Source organism: Psychrobacter piscatorii (genome assembly GCF_043641605.1).
In the GTDB taxonomy this organism is placed as follows: Bacteria; Pseudomonadota; Gammaproteobacteria; order Pseudomonadales; family Moraxellaceae; genus Psychrobacter; species Psychrobacter piscatorii_C.
In genome coordinates this window covers 67,760-85,926 of sequence record NZ_JBHZRK010000007.1, presented here as the reverse complement: position 1 = coordinate 85,926, position 18,167 = coordinate 67,760, and the positions used below count along the sequence as shown (strand labels likewise).

General features: G+C 43.3%; 17 protein-coding genes. 10 read left to right on the top strand and 7 right to left on the bottom strand.

Features of this window, described 5'->3' with window-relative positions; translation table 11 throughout:
• Positions 1-359 precede the first annotated feature (359 nt).
• Both ACHUET_RS08225 and ACHUET_RS08220 read right to left on the bottom strand, forming a co-directional pair.
• Positions 360-758, bottom strand: a complete 399-nt coding sequence (locus ACHUET_RS08225) for an ATP synthase subunit I (RefSeq protein WP_394212060.1) — start codon at positions 756-758, stop codon at positions 360-362.
• 287 nt (positions 759-1,045) lie between these two features.
• The gene (locus ACHUET_RS08220; RefSeq protein WP_394212059.1) at positions 1,046-1,927 is read right to left on the bottom strand and encodes a metal ABC transporter solute-binding protein, Zn/Mn family; all 882 of its coding nucleotides are present in this window, start codon (positions 1,925-1,927) and stop codon (positions 1,046-1,048) included.
• Positions 1,928-2,127: 200 nt separating this feature from the next.
• Between ACHUET_RS08220 and ACHUET_RS08215 the strand changes: the two genes are divergently transcribed.
• The 6 genes from ACHUET_RS08215 (at position 2,128) to gluQRS (ending at position 7,766) form a co-directional block, all read left to right on the top strand.
• The gene (locus ACHUET_RS08215; RefSeq protein WP_394212057.1) at positions 2,128-2,706 is read left to right on the top strand and encodes a Fur family transcriptional regulator; all 579 of its coding nucleotides are present in this window, start codon (positions 2,128-2,130) and stop codon (positions 2,704-2,706) included.
• 91 nt (positions 2,707-2,797) lie between these two features.
• Positions 2,798-3,595, top strand: a complete 798-nt coding sequence (locus tag ACHUET_RS08210; protein WP_394212055.1) for a metal ABC transporter ATP-binding protein — start codon at positions 2,798-2,800, stop codon at positions 3,593-3,595.
• 126 nt (positions 3,596-3,721) lie between these two features.
• Complete coding sequence (locus tag ACHUET_RS08205) at positions 3,722-4,537, top strand: metal ABC transporter permease (RefSeq protein WP_394212053.1); 816 nt, start codon at positions 3,722-3,724, stop codon at positions 4,535-4,537.
• Positions 4,538-4,785: 248 nt separating this feature from the next.
• Complete coding sequence (locus tag ACHUET_RS08200) at positions 4,786-5,628, top strand: metallophosphoesterase (protein ID WP_394212051.1); 843 nt, start codon at positions 4,786-4,788, stop codon at positions 5,626-5,628.
• 472 nt (positions 5,629-6,100) lie between these two features.
• Positions 6,101-6,538 carry an RNA polymerase-binding protein DksA gene (dksA, locus tag ACHUET_RS08195; RefSeq protein WP_201601517.1) on the top strand — a complete coding sequence of 146 codons (438 nt, stop codon included), beginning with the start codon at positions 6,101-6,103 and terminating at the stop codon, positions 6,536-6,538.
• A gap of 247 nt (positions 6,539-6,785) precedes the next feature.
• A complete protein-coding gene (gluQRS, locus tag ACHUET_RS08190; RefSeq protein WP_394212049.1) occupies positions 6,786-7,766 on the top strand; it encodes a tRNA glutamyl-Q(34) synthetase GluQRS in 981 nt (326 codons plus the stop codon).
• Positions 7,767-7,871: 105 nt separating this feature from the next.
• Here the strand turns inward: gluQRS and ACHUET_RS08185 are convergent, their stop codons facing one another.
• The gene (locus tag ACHUET_RS08185; RefSeq protein ID WP_394212047.1) at positions 7,872-9,068 is read right to left on the bottom strand and encodes an FtsW/RodA/SpoVE family cell cycle protein; all 1,197 of its coding nucleotides are present in this window, start codon (positions 9,066-9,068) and stop codon (positions 7,872-7,874) included.
• A gap of 288 nt (positions 9,069-9,356) precedes the next feature.
• Entirely contained in the window at positions 9,357-10,793 is a 1,437-nt protein-coding gene (gene murD / locus ACHUET_RS08180) for a UDP-N-acetylmuramoyl-L-alanine--D-glutamate ligase (protein WP_394212045.1), read from the bottom strand.
• A gap of 671 nt (positions 10,794-11,464) precedes the next feature.
• On the opposite strand from murD, the gene ACHUET_RS08175 reads away from it, so the two are divergent.
• The 4 genes from ACHUET_RS08175 (at position 11,465) to ACHUET_RS08160 (ending at position 16,168) form a co-directional block, all read left to right on the top strand.
• Positions 11,465-12,964, top strand: a complete 1,500-nt coding sequence (locus ACHUET_RS08175) for a SulP family inorganic anion transporter (RefSeq protein WP_394212043.1) — start codon at positions 11,465-11,467, stop codon at positions 12,962-12,964.
• A 177-nt stretch (positions 12,965-13,141) separates the two neighbouring features.
• On the top strand, positions 13,142-13,996 hold the full coding sequence (locus tag ACHUET_RS08170) for a universal stress protein (RefSeq protein WP_394212041.1): 855 nt from the start codon (positions 13,142-13,144) through the stop codon (positions 13,994-13,996).
• Positions 13,997-14,460: 464 nt separating this feature from the next.
• Complete coding sequence (locus ACHUET_RS08165; RefSeq protein WP_010197981.1) at positions 14,461-14,799, top strand: P-II family nitrogen regulator; 339 nt, start codon at positions 14,461-14,463, stop codon at positions 14,797-14,799.
• A 106-nt stretch (positions 14,800-14,905) separates the two neighbouring features.
• Entirely contained in the window at positions 14,906-16,168 is a 1,263-nt protein-coding gene (locus tag ACHUET_RS08160) for an ammonium transporter (RefSeq protein ID WP_201601505.1), read from the top strand.
• A gap of 200 nt (positions 16,169-16,368) precedes the next feature.
• Here the strand turns inward: ACHUET_RS08160 and ACHUET_RS08155 are convergent, their stop codons facing one another.
• The 3 genes from ACHUET_RS08155 to ACHUET_RS08145 all read right to left on the bottom strand — a co-directional run bounded on the left by ACHUET_RS08155 (position 16,369) and on the right by ACHUET_RS08145 (position 18,165).
• Positions 16,369-16,752 (bottom strand): DUF2147 domain-containing protein, encoded by a 384-nt coding sequence (locus tag ACHUET_RS08155; RefSeq protein WP_371532811.1) that lies wholly within the window; start codon positions 16,750-16,752, stop codon positions 16,369-16,371.
• Positions 16,753-17,012: 260 nt separating this feature from the next.
• Positions 17,013-17,276 (bottom strand): hypothetical protein, encoded by a 264-nt coding sequence (locus tag ACHUET_RS08150; RefSeq protein ID WP_371532810.1) that lies wholly within the window; start codon positions 17,274-17,276, stop codon positions 17,013-17,015.
• 52 nt (positions 17,277-17,328) lie between these two features.
• Complete coding sequence (locus tag ACHUET_RS08145; RefSeq protein ID WP_394212038.1) at positions 17,329-18,165, bottom strand: DNA/RNA non-specific endonuclease; 837 nt, start codon at positions 18,163-18,165, stop codon at positions 17,329-17,331.
• Positions 18,166-18,167 lie beyond the last annotated feature (2 nt).

Genomic DNA, 18,167 nt, shown 5'->3' with positions numbered 1-18,167 from the left:
ATTTAGCTGCCTATATTAATGCAGCGTTGTATTCGTGTAAAGTCAATTATGATTTTATTATCCACTGTATGAATAAGTTAGCTGACAATAACGGCTACTAATATAGTTAGTCGTCCATAACTAAACTGTAAAAATTTAATCATCAGTGAGGTTAATAGCTTGGTCAGCTCTACCCCATCACTGTGTCGTTGCATACTGCGCCTGACATAGAGGCTCATACTTCGATTTTTATAATCATTGGTGCTGTCGTGGGACAGTTTTGTACTTTGACTTTCTGAACTAGTCATAGAGAAGTTGGACGGCAGGGTGACTTGCCAGTACTATGAATAAATTATCTATGTAGTGATCATTTATTAGCGCTAGCGTATATGCCACAACATCCAACTGTGACTAATTTGCATTACCATAAAACCGATAAACAGCGCAGGCGCAGATAGGGGTTGTACGGTAATAAAAATTAGTGCGAAACCAAACACAGTCAACAGCCATTTAGCCATTTGACCTCGATATAGCTGGCTAACGATATGTTGGCGCGCGCGATATCCAGTGTACCAAAAGATAAAAAAAGCAAAAACGGCTTGAGTCGTGAAACTGAGCAGTGCACCAATGGCGACGCTCTTTGCTACAGTAAGCTCACTACGTAACCAAATCGTATCTATCATCCAAGCAATAATGATAAGGATAAACAATATCCATGCTTGCCGTTTGATATAGATGCCTATTTTATCTTTTTGCGTGCGTTTGGCAGGCTTGGTCATCGATATTCCTATAGCCTTTCAGCATTGGGATAATATAGCATACTTGCGACACTTTTATCCGTAAATGACTTACTCTACAGGCATTACCTTTAAACCAAAATAAAACGCCACTTATTATAAGGAGACAGCCACTATTAAGCAAGTAAAATATGACTTTTATCAGTCACCTAACGCAACCCACTGGTATTGCTATGTTACGTAGCCGTACCAGATACTTGAAAAACAGCTGTCTCACTCTTTTTAAAAACTTTAGCCTCTAAAACAACCCTAACGAATGGCTTCCTATTCTAAGATATGCATTGGTGGATTTGCTGAGCCATTGCTGTCCATCCTTCTACAAAGTCTTCGCTATCGCTCATGTCTTCGATTTGGACAGTGGTATTGATAGGTTGCAATTTGGCAAGCAATCCTTTGCTAGCGGTGCTTTGATTGACCAAGCACATTTGTTTGGCTGGACGATTGTCATTAAGCCAGCGCAATTGACTTGCTTTTGGGGCAAGGTGATGGTCTGGGCTTAAGCTACCTGCCAGCTTTATTTGTGTGGCACTTTCAATATATTGATAGGCGTCGTGATAGGCCCAGTAAGGACGCTGTTTTTGTGTGGATTGCTGTATCTTCGCTACAGCATTGTCCATACGCTGTGCAAACTTTTTGGCGTTGGCTTGGTAGGTACTTTTATACTTTGGATTGGCATGGCTATGAATAACAGCTAAGGCACGAGTAATGGCCTTTGCATTTTCAGGATCAAGCCAGATATGTGGGTCGAATGTGCCCGCAATAGGTTTTCCTTGAATATCACGAAGAGGATGTCGAGTAAAAGCATCAAAAGCAAACAGGTCAATGGCATTAGGTGCCATCTCTAAACTGCCAGTCAGGCTGTTCTCTAATGAGGGACCAAACCAAACCACAAATTTACTGTCTTGAATGGCTTTCTTATCACTTGGACTAATACTACCATGGTGCCCCACATCGCCAGCTTGTAAAATTTGGTTAGCAGAAGGCGTGCCTTCCGTCACAGCTTGGCTGAGTAAAAACATGGGATGATTGCTGACACTGACCGTTGCTGCGTGCGCGCTTAATGTAAAAGAGCCTAAGACTACCAATCCTGTAATCAGTAAGCGCTGTAACGTAATGATTGAGCGTCGTAAATAAGTAAAAACAGAGTTCATGGTAAGCTCTTTAATGAGTGAGTAACAAAGTTATGAATCACAGTGTCGTGCCGCATCATTGGATAAAAAATGATCATTATATATAAGAGAGGTAAGACAACTGATTCGATTCTACGTTTATTATGTTATACTATAACAATAAAAAACGCTATCATAAAAAACGTCATGCGATTACCATGCTATTTTTGGGAGCCTGTACTATGTCTACTACCTCATCGAATTGCGAACATTTACATGATGTGCAAGATTTGACTCCGCATGACGTTATTGAACGCTTAGCAGCAGCAAAAGAGCACTGTCGTCTGAGTGGGGCACGTTTTACCCCTTTGCGCCAGCAGATATATCAGCTGGTTTTAGAGTCTGATCAACCTGTTGGTGCTTATGACTTAATCACGCAATTGCAGCAGATGCGTCTCTTTGAAATGGATGATGGTGATACGCTAAAAGCATCAGGCTTATCAAAGCAATCTGTAGAAAAACCATCAACCAAAAAGCGAGCACCAAAAAATGTTGCGCCGCCAACGGTTTACCGCAGCTTAGAGTTTTTACTAAGTGAAGGTTTGATTCATCAATTAACGTCTATCAATGCTTATGTTCCTTGCTGCCATCCCAGAGCACAACACACGGCTGCCTTTTTAATCTGCGATCAGTGTCAGCGAGTTCAGGAATGTAGCAGCTTACCAGTACAAGAAATGATGAGTTTCGCTGAGCAAGATGTTGGTTTTACGGTTGAGCGTAGTGTTATTGAGCTTAGCGGTCGTTGCCAAGTTTGCCAGTAAGATTGATTCAGGCTCTTTGGTTGCTTGAGAAGTATGTCACTGTCATTGATTGTTTATTTGTATTATCTATTCACCTATTCGTTGTCATCCTATGAGCCTGTCTACCTCACCCTCTAACCAATCAACTACTGCTATTGTGAATAGTAGTCCCACGAATGAAGCTGGCAAACTGCTGAGCTTGAACAACGTCAGTTACCATATCGGGCACCAACGTTTGCTCTCACATATTGATATTGATATTGCAATCAATGAAACCGTTAGTATTATCGGACCTAATGGTGCCGGTAAGTCAACGTTGGTCAAGCTTATTTTGGGTCTGATCGAATCCACAAAAGGCAGTATCACAGCCCATCAACAGCTACAGCTTGGCTATGTGCCGCAGCGATTTACTGTGCCGCCCATATTGCCGCTGCGTGTCTGCGATTTGTTGGGGCAAGCAGATAAGAAGCGTCTCACTTCTGAGCAGCGACAGTTTATCTTTGATAATTTGTCACTAACGCATTTGTTGTCACGACAAATGCTGCACTTGTCAGGTGGTGAGACGCAGCGAGTACTACTGGCGAGGGCGCTATTAGATAAGCCAAATTTGCTTATTCTAGATGAACCGATGCAGGGTCTCGATCCTGACACCGAGGTTTGGTTATATCAATTTATCGATGAGCTGCCGGATTTCTTACGCTGTGCGATGCTGGTGGTATCGCATGATTTGCACTGGGTGATGAAAGGCAGTCGCCGTGTCATTTGTCTCAACAAGCACATTTGCTGTGAAGGACAACCAAGCGAGCTTGCTATCAGCTCTGAGTTTCAAAAGCTATTTGGTCATCATTATGAGCAGCCGTATGTGCATCAGCCACATGCTTGCGAGCATCATGCACCAAGCGAGTTATAACGATAATGACCAAAAACAATGATGATCTAAATCTAAAATAGCTGACATCAAACTCGTTAAAGCTAGCTTTACCAGACCGATAGACAGCACTAACTTTTTCTTATAAAAATTTTACGGACACTTCTTATGACCGCTTGGTTAGCCATTATTGCACCTGCTTGGATCGCTGGCAGTATTTTAGCACTACTATCAGCGCCTTTAGGATGCTTAGTCTTGTGGCGACGCATGGCATTCTTTGCCGATGCTTTAGCACATGGTACCTTGCTTGGAGTCGCACTTGCTGCTTGGTGGCAGTTGCCCATGGGTATAGGTGTGGCGTTGGTTAGTGCAGCGGTGGTGCTGTGTCTGGTACTGATGGATGATGACCGTCTGCCAGCCGATGCCGTGCTTGCGGTGGTTGCCGTAACGCTGTTGTGTCTGGGGCTATTGACTTTAACGCAGCTGACCAATCAACAAGCCAATGTCCTGGGGTTTTTATTTGGCAACTTACTTGAGCTGGACTGGGCGGATTTACCACTACTCGCTGGTAGCGTACTGGCTGGGTTGGGGCTACTGTTGTATATTTGGCCCACCCAAATAAAACTTGCGACTCATGAAGCATTGGCACGCATTCAAGGCATTAATCCGACCCGCCAGCGACTATTTTTTATGGGCGTTCTTGCAGGGTTTTGTGCGATTGCGCTACAGGCTGTTGGCAGCTTATTGATCAGCGGTTTATTGGTATTACCTGCACTGACGGCACGCTTATGGTCTTCATCGCCAAAGCAAATGGTGGTCACAGCATTTATCATTGCGCAGCTCGGCGTGACGCTCGGCGTGTGGGGAAGTATCTGGCTAGATATCCAGACTGGACTCTCTATCGTATTGATATTAGCGATATTGTTTTTTATCGCGTTAATTGTTTCCAAGCTAGCCAAAATAAAATTTCGGTCAGCGCGCTAGCGTGCTGATATATAGGCTATAGCAGCATTATACATTTCCTTTAGTCAACTTTATTTCATTAATATTACTAGAGCTTTCATTCGCTTTATGTTATAAACTTGCTTTACCATTGTTTGTACCGATTCACTATATGACTCGTCATTAATTAGTGTTAATAACAGATTAATATAATTTTGAAAATAGTAGATCATTTATCCATACTCGTTCTCACAATGACCATTGTTTTGATTCGATAAGGGACCGACCCAATGCCGAACTATCCTGTCAATAAAATCAGCACGTCCGATGAACAGATAAATATTTTACAAATCACTGATTTGCATCTATCTACGCCTGTCGCTGCTGATACTGACAGTAGTCATGTCAATGAGGTGGGGGATTGTCAGCGTAATTTTGAAGCTGTACTACAGCAAGCACTGAATGAAGATATTCGCTGTGATTTGATTATCGTGACTGGCGATCTGGTCAGTAAAGTAAAGCCCGCCACCTATGACCATATCTTTGCCGTACTACAGGCAACCCAAATTCCTTTTGTATGTATCGCTGGCAATCACGATGTGACTGATGAGAATGGTGAAGATTTGCCATTTTTTCAGCGGACACTCATTGCCCAGCCTGCTGACTCACGCTTACTCAGTCGGCACATCATTGAGAGTGATCACTGGCAGCTACTGTTATTAGACTCGTCTATCACAGGGAAAGTGGCAGGTGAGATAACCACCACAGATATTGATTGGTTATGCAAACAGCTTGAGGCATGTGATAAGCCTGCGCTTATCGCCCTACACCATCACCTCATCCCAGTAGATTCTGACTGGATTGACACCCATATGGCGCAAAACGCTGAAACTTTTTGGGAGTATATGGCGCCTTTTGAGCATTTACAGGTGATTATTAGCGGTCATACTCACCAAGAGCAGATTCGTTATCGCCAAGGTGTGACTGTTTATAGCACGCCATCTACCTGCTATCAATTCAAACCTTATTCGCATGATTTTGCTTACGACGAAGCGTGTTCGCCTGGTTACCGCTGGTTGCAATTAGCCAACAATGGAAAGGTTGCAAGCTGGATTGAAAGACTGGATACTTAATGCCCATATTTATTGGTGCATAAAATAGCTATAGCGCTTACACCTCAAGGATTTAGCACCTATTAATTGAAGTGGCGCTAGAGAGTAGATTAAGAAAAAATGAGATCAGTATAAAAAATAACTTCATTATTATTAAAAACAATGATACAACTTGTAAAATGAAGCGAAATGACCTGATATCTCACATTAGTCAGCAATATAGTAGCTAAGATCGTTTTTCACAGTCAGTAATTTACCACATGATTGCAACCATGCTATTGAACCAAGATGTTGCATCGCAGTATACCTAAGCAATGGTGTGTCGATACCGATAGGCCAACATAACGATATTATTTGATCAGCTGTGTTACTTGTGTTACCAAGTGGTAAAACGTTTGATAAAGGGACAAATTATAGCGTTTGTAAAACTAATAACGTCTTGTCTTTTGATACGTCGTTTTATTGAATTAATTTGAAAAAGTAGGATACCCATATGAGCACCGTGACCACAAATCCAAGTGAAGTCAAGTTTACTCCTTATGTGCCAGCCCCAGACGAAGAGTATATGTCTGATGCACAGTTAGAGCATTTTAAGGCGATTTTGTTGGAATGGAAAAACCAACTGATTGGCGAAGCGGATCGTACCAAAAACTACATCCAAGACGAATCAAGCGCCATGCCTGATATCAATGACCGTGCAACTCAAGAAGAAGAGTTTGCGCTAGCCTTGCGCACACGCGACCGTGAACGCAAACTTATCCGCAAAATTGACAAGTCTATGCTAGAAATCGAAAATGATGATTATGGATTTTGTGAAACTTGTGGCGTAGAGATTGGTTTGCGCCGTCTTGAAGCACGTCCAACAGCGACCCAATGTATCGACTGTAAGACTTTGTCTGAGATTAAAGAACGCCAAAACCAAGGCGCTTAAATCAGGTAGAACTAAGATGACTGTAAAACAAAGCGACCCTATGAGTGGTCGCTTTTTGCATTTTAGATGACCGTTTAGACGACCGCCTCTTCACGCAAACGCTCCCCCTACTCTGTATTGAGTATATGACTGATAAAGCATTGGTGAAATGTTGCCCTTGCTCACGAAACAATCTCATTTAATAAATATCTTTTGAACCTAATTTTTATTATTCTATCTATATTATTTTTATCGATAGCCATTTATTGTGAAAACTATTCCTACTGACACGCCATCTCACACCAAATCATCCCAGCCTATTGGCCGCTTTGCGCCTTCACCAACGGGTGAGTTGCACCTTGGTTCTTTAACCACGGCACTTGCAAGCTTTTGCCATATCAAATCGCTTGGTGGGCAGTGGCTGCTGCGTATCGAAGATACCGACACCGAGCGCTGTGATAGACAGTTCACTGAACAGATTTTCATGGACTTAGAGGTGCTTGGGTTGCACTGGGACGGTGATGTCATTTATCAATCTGAACGTATTGATATTTATAACGAATACTTGTCTTCATCATTACGCCCATTGACCTATGGTTGCCAGTGCTCACGCAAAGATTTAGAGCAATATTGGGCGCAAGAGGAAATTAATAGACATCACAATAATGCGGACTTAACACAACCATGCAATCAAACGCAGCCAAACAGACAGCGTTACCCACGACGCTGTGTTGCATCCGGCCTTGATAGACAACAGCATAAATTACGTATACAGCTACCAGACTATAAAATTGGCTTTCACGATGGTATCCAAGGACTGCAATGGGACAATCCGCAGCAGACACTAGGAGATATGGTGGCTCGTCGTCAAGACGGCATGATCAATTATATACTGGCAGCCAGCATTGATGACGGCCTACAACAGGTGACTCATATCATGCGTGGTTTAGATATTTTACCCATGACCACAGCACAGATCAGTATCATGCAGGCGGCACAACTGCCAACCATCGACCATTGGTATCATCTGCCATTAATCAACAATGCTGATGGTCAAAAGCTCTCTAAGCAAAATCTTGCACAGCCAATTGATACCTCAGACCCAAGCCAGCTGATTGCTGATGCCTTAAAACTCCTGCAGCAACCAAAGATCGATATTGATATACCAGAGAATATGCTCAAGCAAGCAATTGCTCAATGGGACAATACGCCGCTACAAGGAAAACAGCAGTTGAATTCGCCTTATTGAAGATAACTAAAAAGTAATTCACAAAAGACAGATAGCAAAAAGCGCCACTGTTTGCGGCGCTTTTTTAGTGCTTGATCATAGAATGTATAGACTAACTTAAACTTTTTAGTAGTAGCGGCATTGGCTTTTTTCAATCTCGGGACTTTCTTTATATATTTTCAATAATAAAGCCACCATCACTAAGCTGATTAACATTGAAGAACCGCCATAACTAAAGAATGGCATGGTGAGGCCTTTGGTAGGAATAGCACCCATGTTCATCGCCGCATTAATAATCGTCTGTGCAATAAACATCACACCGATACCGAACGCAGTATAGCTCATGCGCATCTGGCGACGTTTTAGTGCGTTGTAGCTGATACGCATCGCACTACCGATAATCAGTGCTTCGAGTATCAATACCATACTGACACCAACAAAGCCCAACTCTTCACCCGTAATCGCCAATAAAAAGTCGGTATGCGCTTCAGGCAAATGCGACAGTTTTTGCACACTTTCGCCATAGCCAACCCCAGTAAACTGTCCACGGCCAAAAGCAATCAGACTACGTGCCAGCTGATAATCGGTATCCTGCACATCATCAAACGGATCCATGAACGACATCACACGCACCAGTCGGTACTCTGCCGTGGTCACCATCAACACTGCGCCACCAACGGCAGCCGCACCTAATGCTAAGAAGTGCTTATAAGGTGCTCCAGCGATATAAAAAATCGCGAACAGCGTCCCCAAAATAACGACAAAAGAACCGAAATCTGGCTGCGACAATAGCAGTATCGTTATCAGTGCCACCACTAGCATAATGCGTAAAAATCCATCTAGGCCATTACGAACCTCAAAAGAGCGGCGCACCACAAAATCAGAGACAAACACAATCATGACCAGCTTGGCCAACTCTGCTACCTGAAAGTTAAAGCCTCCTAGCGTGAGCCAGCGTTTAGAGCCGTTAATGGGCGTACTAAACAGCGTTGCCACCAGCAAGATACCGGTGATACCCAACAAAAGAAACTGAGTTTCAGTCTTATAGAGCGTCCGTAAAGACACACCATAGTAAGGGATAATGGCGACGATTAACCCAATCGTCATATACAGTAGCTGATTATTGAAAAAATACAGCTCCGTCATACCGCGACTGAGCGCAAAAGGAATAGAAGCAGAAGCCACCATCAGCAGACTGAGTACCATGATACAGCCGACGCTCGATAATAAAATTGCGCGCGCTGATGGCATAGAAAGGACACCGTCTGAGCCAGAGGCTTGCTTGGTTTTGGGCGAAGAACGAAAAAAAGAAGAGAGCGCCATAATTTTATATACACTAACAAACGAAAAAACACGGCGTCTATGAAACGCCACCGTTTAAAAAATCATAAAATAAATCTTACTAGATAGACGATGGTAAAAACCTTCAACCATCAAAAAATGCTTGAGCAATCATTTATCTAGCAATCAGAGTCGTTACGGTTGACAGTAGCAGCAATTTATAAGCAAAACAATCATTTATACGAGAAATGCTGCTCTGGTTAATAAGTAACTCACGTGCTACTACACCATCTATGCTGGCCTATTCGAGCCTATAGCCATTTAAAAATTTTAACTGATAATAGTGCTATCTGATTGTGCCGTATCTAACTGAGCAACCAATCGACTGAAGTGTTCACCGCGAGCCGCGTAGCCACTGTATTGATCAAAACTGGCACAGGCAGGTGATAACAATACCGCTTGCACTTGCGATAGGCTGCTAGCAGTGACTTGCTGAATAGTGACAAAGGCGTTTTCTAATGTTTGGCATTGGTGCAATGTGACATCATCGCTTAATTTCGTTGCGCGTAAATGCTGCTCAATTTGCTTGCCATCCTCCCCAATAAACAGCACTTGGCTGACGTACTGATTCATAAAGGGCGTCAACTCACCAAACTGCTGACCTTTACCTTGTCCGCCCAAAATCAATAATAGCTTACCATCTTTTGGTGCGTAGACCGCGCCTAGCCCTTCGATAGCAGCCATGGTCGAGCCGATATTGGTGCCTTTAGAATCATCAAAATAGTCGATATTAGCAAAGCTTCCTACATACTGGCAGCGATGCTTAAGACCTGTGAATTGCTGTAACGTCTCGAGCATACTCTCAAGCGGCAAACCTGCAAGCTCACCAAGCGCTAAAGCTGCTTGCGCGTTTAGCAGATTATGACGCCCTTTAATCAACAGTTTGTCTGCGGACAGTAATCTTTCTGTACCGCGTGCAAGATAAGTTTGGCCTTCTGTGTCTGTAATGAGACCGTACTGACCTTTATCGGGCGCATGGATACCCGTACTGATTCTGGGTAGGTTGTCTGCGACCAATGGACGGGTGAGTGCATCTTCGCGGTTAATGACTACTGACTTGGCACCTTGAAAGATACGATGCTTGGCTTGATGATAGCCAAGCATATCACCGTGACGATCTAAATGATCAGGTGACATATTGAGGACAGTTGCTACTTTTGCCCCCAAGTTAGTGACAGTTTCTAACTGAAAGCTAGACAACTCCAGCACTGCCAACTCCATATCCGCATTATCAAGCAAAGTCAGTGCTGGCACGCCAATATTGCCACCAACACCAACATTGACGCCAGCATCTACCGCCATTTGTCCAACTAAGGTCGTTACGGTACTTTTAGCATTGGAGCCTGTGATCGCCACTATCGGTGCAGTACAGGCTTCGCAAAATAGCTGAATATCGCTAACTACTGGAATATTTGCTTGGCGCGCGGCTACAATTGCATCATTTTCGAGCGAAATGCCTGGGCTGATAATAATGCGTGCCGCTTGTTGTAAGAGCTCTGCGTCAATCGCACCAAACTGACGAACCTCGATCTCAGCGGGCAGTTGCTCCGTCAATTTAGGCGCGGCTTGTGCATCTGTTACCGCTACTCGATAGCCTTGCTTGGCAAGATAATGCGCGACCGATAACCCAGACTGTCCCAAACCGACCACGACCTGTAGACCGTTGCCTTTATGGATTAAGGTTTCTGTTGCGGTATTAGCGGTCATATCTATTCCTTCTATTGAACGAGCAAAATGGCGTCAAGCAAACTGAGCGTACAGCGACTCTAAATGACACCGCCAAGATGACAAGCATCATAACGGTATCGTTCATATTTCGGTACTGATTTTTTATGACTTTGTGCTATTATTCGCCTGTTTTTATATTCAGTGGCTAATGCTATAATAGTTAGCTTGATTGATATGTGACATTGTTATGTGACAAGGCGTTTCGCCTGACTGTTTTAGTTTAGCATGTTGTCACATTTATCGCGCTATTGTCACGTCTCTTTAGCAAAGATTCGTGTGTGATAATGATATGCCAGATAGTAGTCATGATTTGGCAGATTTTTTATCACCCTCTACTGCAGCAAGCGATTGCTGATTCTATGTCTTATGATAGGTATTTTTTTATAGCCTATTTTAAGCAACCTGATTCAAACCATATTTTTAGGTAATTTTACTGTCCTTATCATCGTATTGATTATTGATGAGCGTATTCGTGATACTAAAAAAAATCAGTAGACATACTTATTATTGACCTTTCACACTCCAACACAGCAACATGATCCAGTACATGTTGACGTAAAAGAAAGATGAATAGCTATTATTAGCGACGCGATCATTTTATAAATGAGTAATGATTACTTTTTTTGCCTCTAACCCTATGTAGTTTACTTATGACATCTTTTATTGATAACTTGCGTGACGAGTGGTTTTCCAATGTTCGCGGTGACGTTTTATCGGGCTTGGTTGTCGCCTTGGCGCTTATTCCAGAAGCCATTGCCTTTTCTATTATCGCAGGTGTTGATCCAAAAGTCGGCCTATATGCCTCATTCTGTATCGCGGTCGTGATCAGTTTTGTTGGTGGTCGTCCAGGTATGATTTCGGCAGCAACGGGTGCTATGGCCTTAGTCATGGTCGATTTGGTTGCCGACCATGGTTTGCGGTATTTACTGGCTGCAACCTTGCTGTGCGGCGTCATTCAGGTCGTCATGGGCATTCTAAAGCTTGGTAATTTGATGCGCTTTGTCTCGCGCTCAGTCGTCATTGGCTTTGTCAATGCATTGGCAATACTGATATTCGCCGCCCAGTTACCAGAACTGAATCCTATGACCGAGCGTGTCGGTATGACTGTTTATATCATGACCGCTGTAGGCTTGGGGATTATCTACCTGTTTCCACTTATCCCTAAAATCGGTCGCATCATTCCGTCACCATTGATTTGTATCGTTGGGTTGACGGCTGTTGCGATGTATATGAATCTTGATATTCGTAACGTCGGTAGCATGGGTGATTTGCCAGATTCGTTGCCTGTGTTTTTGTTGCCGGATATTCCATTAAACCTAAATACATTGCTGATTATTGCGCCTTATTCTATTGCGCTTGCCATTGTGGGTTTACTAGAGTCTATGATGACTGCAACGATTGTCGATGAGCTAACCGATACGCCAAGTGATAAGAACAAAGAGTGCCGTGGTCAAGGCATAGCCAACGTGGTGTCAGGTTTCTTCGGTGGTATGGCAGGCTGTGCGATGATTGGTCAGTCAATGATTAATGTAAAATCTGGTGGACGCACGCGCCTTTCTACCTTGATCGCAGGTGTGGTACTGCTCATCATGGTGGTATTCTTAAGTGAATGGGTCAGCCAAATCCCAATGGCAGCCCTCGTTGCTGTCATGATTATGGTATCGATTGGCACGTTTAACTGGCAATCTATTCGTGAATTCAAAACGCATCCTATGTCATTCAATATAGTGATGCTAGCGACGGTATTGACCACTGTCTTTACGCACAACTTAGCTTATGGCGTTGGTGTTGGCGTGTTGCTATCTGCCTTAGCATTTGCCAATAAGATTGGTCAGTTCTTAACCATATTCAGTGAGTACGATGATAATAGCAATACCCGTTATTATTATGTTCAAGGGCAGGTGTTCTTTGCCTCTACGACACAGTTTTTGAATAGCTTTGATACCAAAGAAGCGGTAGACAGCATTCAAATTGACGTCAGCCATGCTCATTTTTGGGACATCAGTGCTGTTGATACTTTGGACAAGCTGGTCATGCGCTTGCAACGTGAAGGTATTGATGTCAAAGTGGTAGGACTCAACAATGCGAGTCGAACACTGATTGACCGCTTCTCTGTTCACGATCGCCGAGATATTGGCTTATTAGATTAAGCAAATCTGCGTCTGCCTTGTCATTGATGTATGGCAAGGTTTTGTGAATCGATGAATGATTTGTGAATCGATGGATAAATAGACAGCTGCGTTGGTCAAAAGCGTTGGGTATGTACATGATGCCTTAGCCCTAAACTGAGTGGCTGATTTTTATGATTAGAATGATGTGGCCGTTTTATGAGTAACTTAAAACCAGATAGTGTCATTGCTTGCTTGGACTGTCCTGATCATGTTCAAGCTGTATTAGAGGCCAGCATGTGGGCTTCTATTCGCTTGCGCGCGCCTGTAGGACTATTACACTCAGTCCCAAGCTTACAGCAAAAAGCTGCAGTCAACTATTCTGGTTGCCTCAATATCGATGATGAAAATGCCTTGCTTGAGCAGTTCACAACCAAAGAGCATTTGAGCAACTGTGAGCTAAAAGCACAGGGCAGATTGCTACTGTCTCAAGCAACCACGTATTGCGAGCAAAAGCCTCATAAGCTCAAAACTTATACCTTGCATCGTCATGAAAACCTGAACCAGAGTATCGATTACGTCGATGACAAGGCACAATTGATCGTTATCGGTCATCATGTCACGTGCAAATCGACATTAGGACAACTGATTAGGGTCAGCCACTGCCCCATTTTGGTGACACATGCACCATTTTTGCCCCCTACTACCGCTTTATTTGCTTTTGACAACAGTCCAACATGCCATAAGTTACTTAATTGGTTGTGTAAGACCCCGCTCGTACGTGCCTTGACCATTCATATTGTCATGATCGGTAAAGAAACTTCTGATAACTGTGATGCCCTGCGTGAAGCATACGCGAAGCTCAAGCAAGCAGGCATCAAATCTAAAAAAACATTATTAGACTGCCGTGATGTTGCGGCGGCTTTAAATTACTACCAAGACCAGAACGATATCGGCCTACTCATAACAGGCGCGTTTGGCCAGTCGCGTTTACGTGGGTTGCTACAAGGCAGCGATACTAAGAAGTTACTGGGAAGCACTAAAACACCATATCTCCTTTTTCCTAAGGCTTAAGCGTCGGTTTATCTACACTAACATAGCCTATCTATTTAAGCGCAGAGCACCAGCGACTCTCTTGGTCTCTGCCGCTTACCGCGACTTCTCCTCTATTTAGCTTTAATCAGCTGTCATCAAACGTTCATTTTATTACTAAACTCAAGTTAGCAAATCGTCACATGAAATAGAGGGATAGCCTCCCCAAGCACCTAAAAAGTTGGTTATAATAAAGTTTTCATTAACCAAACGCTAAAGGTTGATTCACTTTCACTATGTTTATAATGATGGCTCTCATCATTACATCGTCACTCATATGCTCTGTTGCAACCGCGGTTATTTTTGAATAAATAAACCCAATTCTACCTCCCCCTTGAGTAGGTTGGCACAGTTCTTGAATAACTTACCGTAAGCAAAGCAGAGATACGACGATGCACCATAATGCCTCTATCAATCTGCGGCATCACACAAATAAGGAATTTTTTATGAAGCTAATCACTGCGATCTTAAAACCGTTTAAGCTCGACGATGTGCGTGAAGCGCTTTCTGACATCGGTGTTAAAGGTGTTACTGTCACTGAAGTCAAAGGTTTCGGTCGTCAAAAAGGTCACACAGAGCTCTATCGCGGCGCAGAATACGTGGTGGACTTTTTACCTAAGGTAAAAGTCGAAGTCGCTGTGATCGACGAGATGGTCGAACCTGCTATTGAAGCAATCACTCGTATCGCCAGCACTGGCAAGATTGGCGACGGCAAAATCTTCGTCACTGCGCTTGAGCAAGTCATTCGTATCCGTACGGGCGAAACCGGACCTGATGCTATCTAGATTTGAGGCCATATCTATAAACATCGATTTATAGGGAAAGGCTCTTACTGCATTTTTATCTATCGGTCACACCGATATCTATATCGTAAATTCAAGGGGAATTTAAATGGAAAGTCAAATCTTTGAGCTCCAGTATGCGCTCGATACGTTTTACTTTTTGATCTGTGGGGCGTTGGTCATGTGGATGGCAGCCGGCTTCACTATGTTAGAGGCCGGACTGGTCCGATCAAAAAATACGGTCGAAATCTTAACTAAGAATGTCGCGCTATTTGCAACTGCCAGTATCATGTATATGATATGCGGCTACGCTATTATGTATGGTGGCGATCTGTTCTTGAGCGGAATTGCAGGCGGCGATACCTTGGTAGAAGACGCGTTAGCAGCCTCTGCCGAAAATGGCTTTGGTGGTGACTCTGTCTACTCTGCAGCATCAGATTTTTTCTTCCAAGTAGTCTTTGTAGCGACTTGTATGTCAATCGTTTCAGGTGCTGTCGCTGAGCGTATGAAACTATGGGCTTTCTTATTATTTGCTGTTGTCATGACTGGTGTTATATATCCATTAGAAGGCAGTTGGACTTGGGGCGGAAACGATGTCTTTGGGTTATTTAACCTAGGTGACATGGGCTTCTCTGACTTTGCAGGCTCTGGTATCGTCCATATGGCGGGTGCTGCTGCTGCTCTAGCAGGTGTATTGCTCTTAGGGTCACGTAAAGGTAAATACGGTCCTAACGGTGAGATACGTGCGATTCCTGGTGCTAACCTACCACTGGCAGCGCTTGGTACGCTAATCCTATGGATGGGTTGGTTCGGCTTCAACGGTGGTTCAGTACTTAAACTTGGCGATATCGCCAGTGCCAACTCTGTCGCCATGGTATTCTTGAACACCAATGCTGCTGCCGCTGGCGGTGCTGTAGGCGCTCTGATAATCGCTCGTATCATCTTTGGCAAAGCAGATCTAACCATGCTCCTAAACGGTGCATTAGCAGGCCTAGTCGCCATTACTGCAGAGCCATCAACCCCTTCTGCGCTACAAGCCACTCTTTTTGGTGTTATCGCTGGTGTCATCGTCGTATTATCAATCTTAGCGTTAGATAAAATCAAAATTGATGATCCAGTGGGTGCAATCTCAGTTCATGGCGTGGTTGGTCTGTTTGGTCTACTAATCGTACCAATTACCAACCCAGCCTCTACCTTTATCGGTCAGATTGTAGGTGCGGCGACCATCTTTGCTTGGGTATTCATCGCTAGCTTGATCGTTTGGGGAATCCTCAAAGCAGTCATCGGTATCCGTATCTCTGAAGAAGATGAATATGAAGGTGCTGATATTGCAGAATGTGGTATGGAAGCTTATCCAGAATTTATCAGATAAGATTTCTCAATAGTCTAAACCCTATCATTCGATACGCTGATACTACTTACCGTAGTGTCAGCGTTTATTACTCTAGTCATCAAGCAATCCCCTTTCTTAAAACGATAAAATAAGAAGTATAAAAAATCCCGCAAAACCTTTCGGTAATGCGGGATTTTTATCTATCAGGTTCAGACTTAATAGTTAGGTTCTTTATGGATTTATTTCTTTTTCCATACTTGACTACGTGAGAATGGACCGATATAACCTTTTATGTTTAACGAGTTACCGTTTAGAGTTGCAGTCATACGATAATCTTTACCTTTTGCTGGATCAGTAATCGTACCACCACTATATTTACCGTTACCATCAGACTTCAGACCCTTGATGACCGTCGTACCAACATGCTTTTTGCCTTTAGCCGTATTGGCAGCAATAAGTGTACCGGTTAACACGCCGTTTGACTCAGTGATTTTTACCGTGCCTTTTGGCTCACCATCGTCGTATGTCTGCCAAGTAGTATTGGCTAATGGATCAGCGGCAAATGCCATACTAGCAACACTAATACCAGCAACTGCCAAAGTGGTTTTTGTAAATAATTTCATAGATTGACTCCCTTCATACAATGATTGCTCGAAACATTATGTTTCTGATGTCCTATGCTTATCCTTTGCTAGAATCTTTTATTACAAGCTTTACGACTCTCTACTTATAAAGCGTAGGTTATCGATATTGCTCATAACTCTTTATCAAAGATTTTGAGCGACATAAGCGATGTCTTGACTCATTATAAGCAATTTTCCGACTTTGCCTAGTAATTTTTTTATACTTTATTATTTCTATAAAATAAAACCATATCAAAGACTTACAAGAAGGGATTGTCGATATCTTTGCCCGATTGGTCATCATTTTCTTTTGACTTATCATCATTATTACTATAAAGGTTTTTGCTTTCAAATGCGTTTATGACCCGACTCATTAGCTCATGCAATTGCTGAGCGTGTTCATATCCGGATGCATCCAAAGTCAGGTCAATATCACCATAGATGATGACTTTGTCCTTTTGGTTTTCGATAACAAGATCACCAACCTGCATGCTCTGGTGATTATTGGCGAATGGGTCAATCATGTGATCATCCTTATGGTGTATTTAAAACCCAACAAGTATTCTACGTTTTGCTCTATGCCTTTAGCTGTGCAAGTAACCACTCCAAAATAGCCCAGACAAATAGCATCCAATCCGGCTCCTGAGCGGGCGTATCAATTGTGTCTGAACTCTCACCTGCCTTCAATGGCAAATCCAATGCTTCTCGCTTGGTTTGAATGTCCAACATCGGCAAGACATCGATACCGGTTTCAGCGGTCAGCTCATCGATACTAATAACATCGATGCGCTCCGACTCGTCATTTGGTGCGTAATATACCCCTGCTTGATTGGTCGCGGGTATATACACTGCTTTGAAAAAATGGCTGGGTACAAGCACACGATTGGCGAGCTGCTTAGTTTTTTTATTGGTAAACGCGACACCTGTAATGGTATAAACCTCACCGTATTGCTGCGTCAAATACCGAGTAGCAGACTCAATATTACGCCAAATATAACGATTGTTACGTGGTGACTGCGGCGCGATATTGGCCAGACTGAAGCTATCATACTGTTGGCTGCGCGTTGCCATATCGGCATTTGGTGCTAGGTGTCCGCGATCATAACCAGAGCCTGAATAATCAGATAATGACGCGCGTGCTGACTCTGGGAGCTTGCTTTCTTCATGGAAGCTATCTTCACGGTCGATCTGTTTGGCTTGCTGCAGACGTGTGCGATCTAGATGCTCTGCTGACCACAGCGGTGTGCGTGATACACCAGAGTACATAACGGCAAAGCCATCCATGCATAATGCTTGTGTCTTATTACTTAGCTTGGTGTTGGTAAATTCAGGATAGATACCACCATAAAAAGATTGGCTGCACTGCGTGAAATCATCAGCATGCGCCTGAGTGATACCTATTGCAACTGTCATGA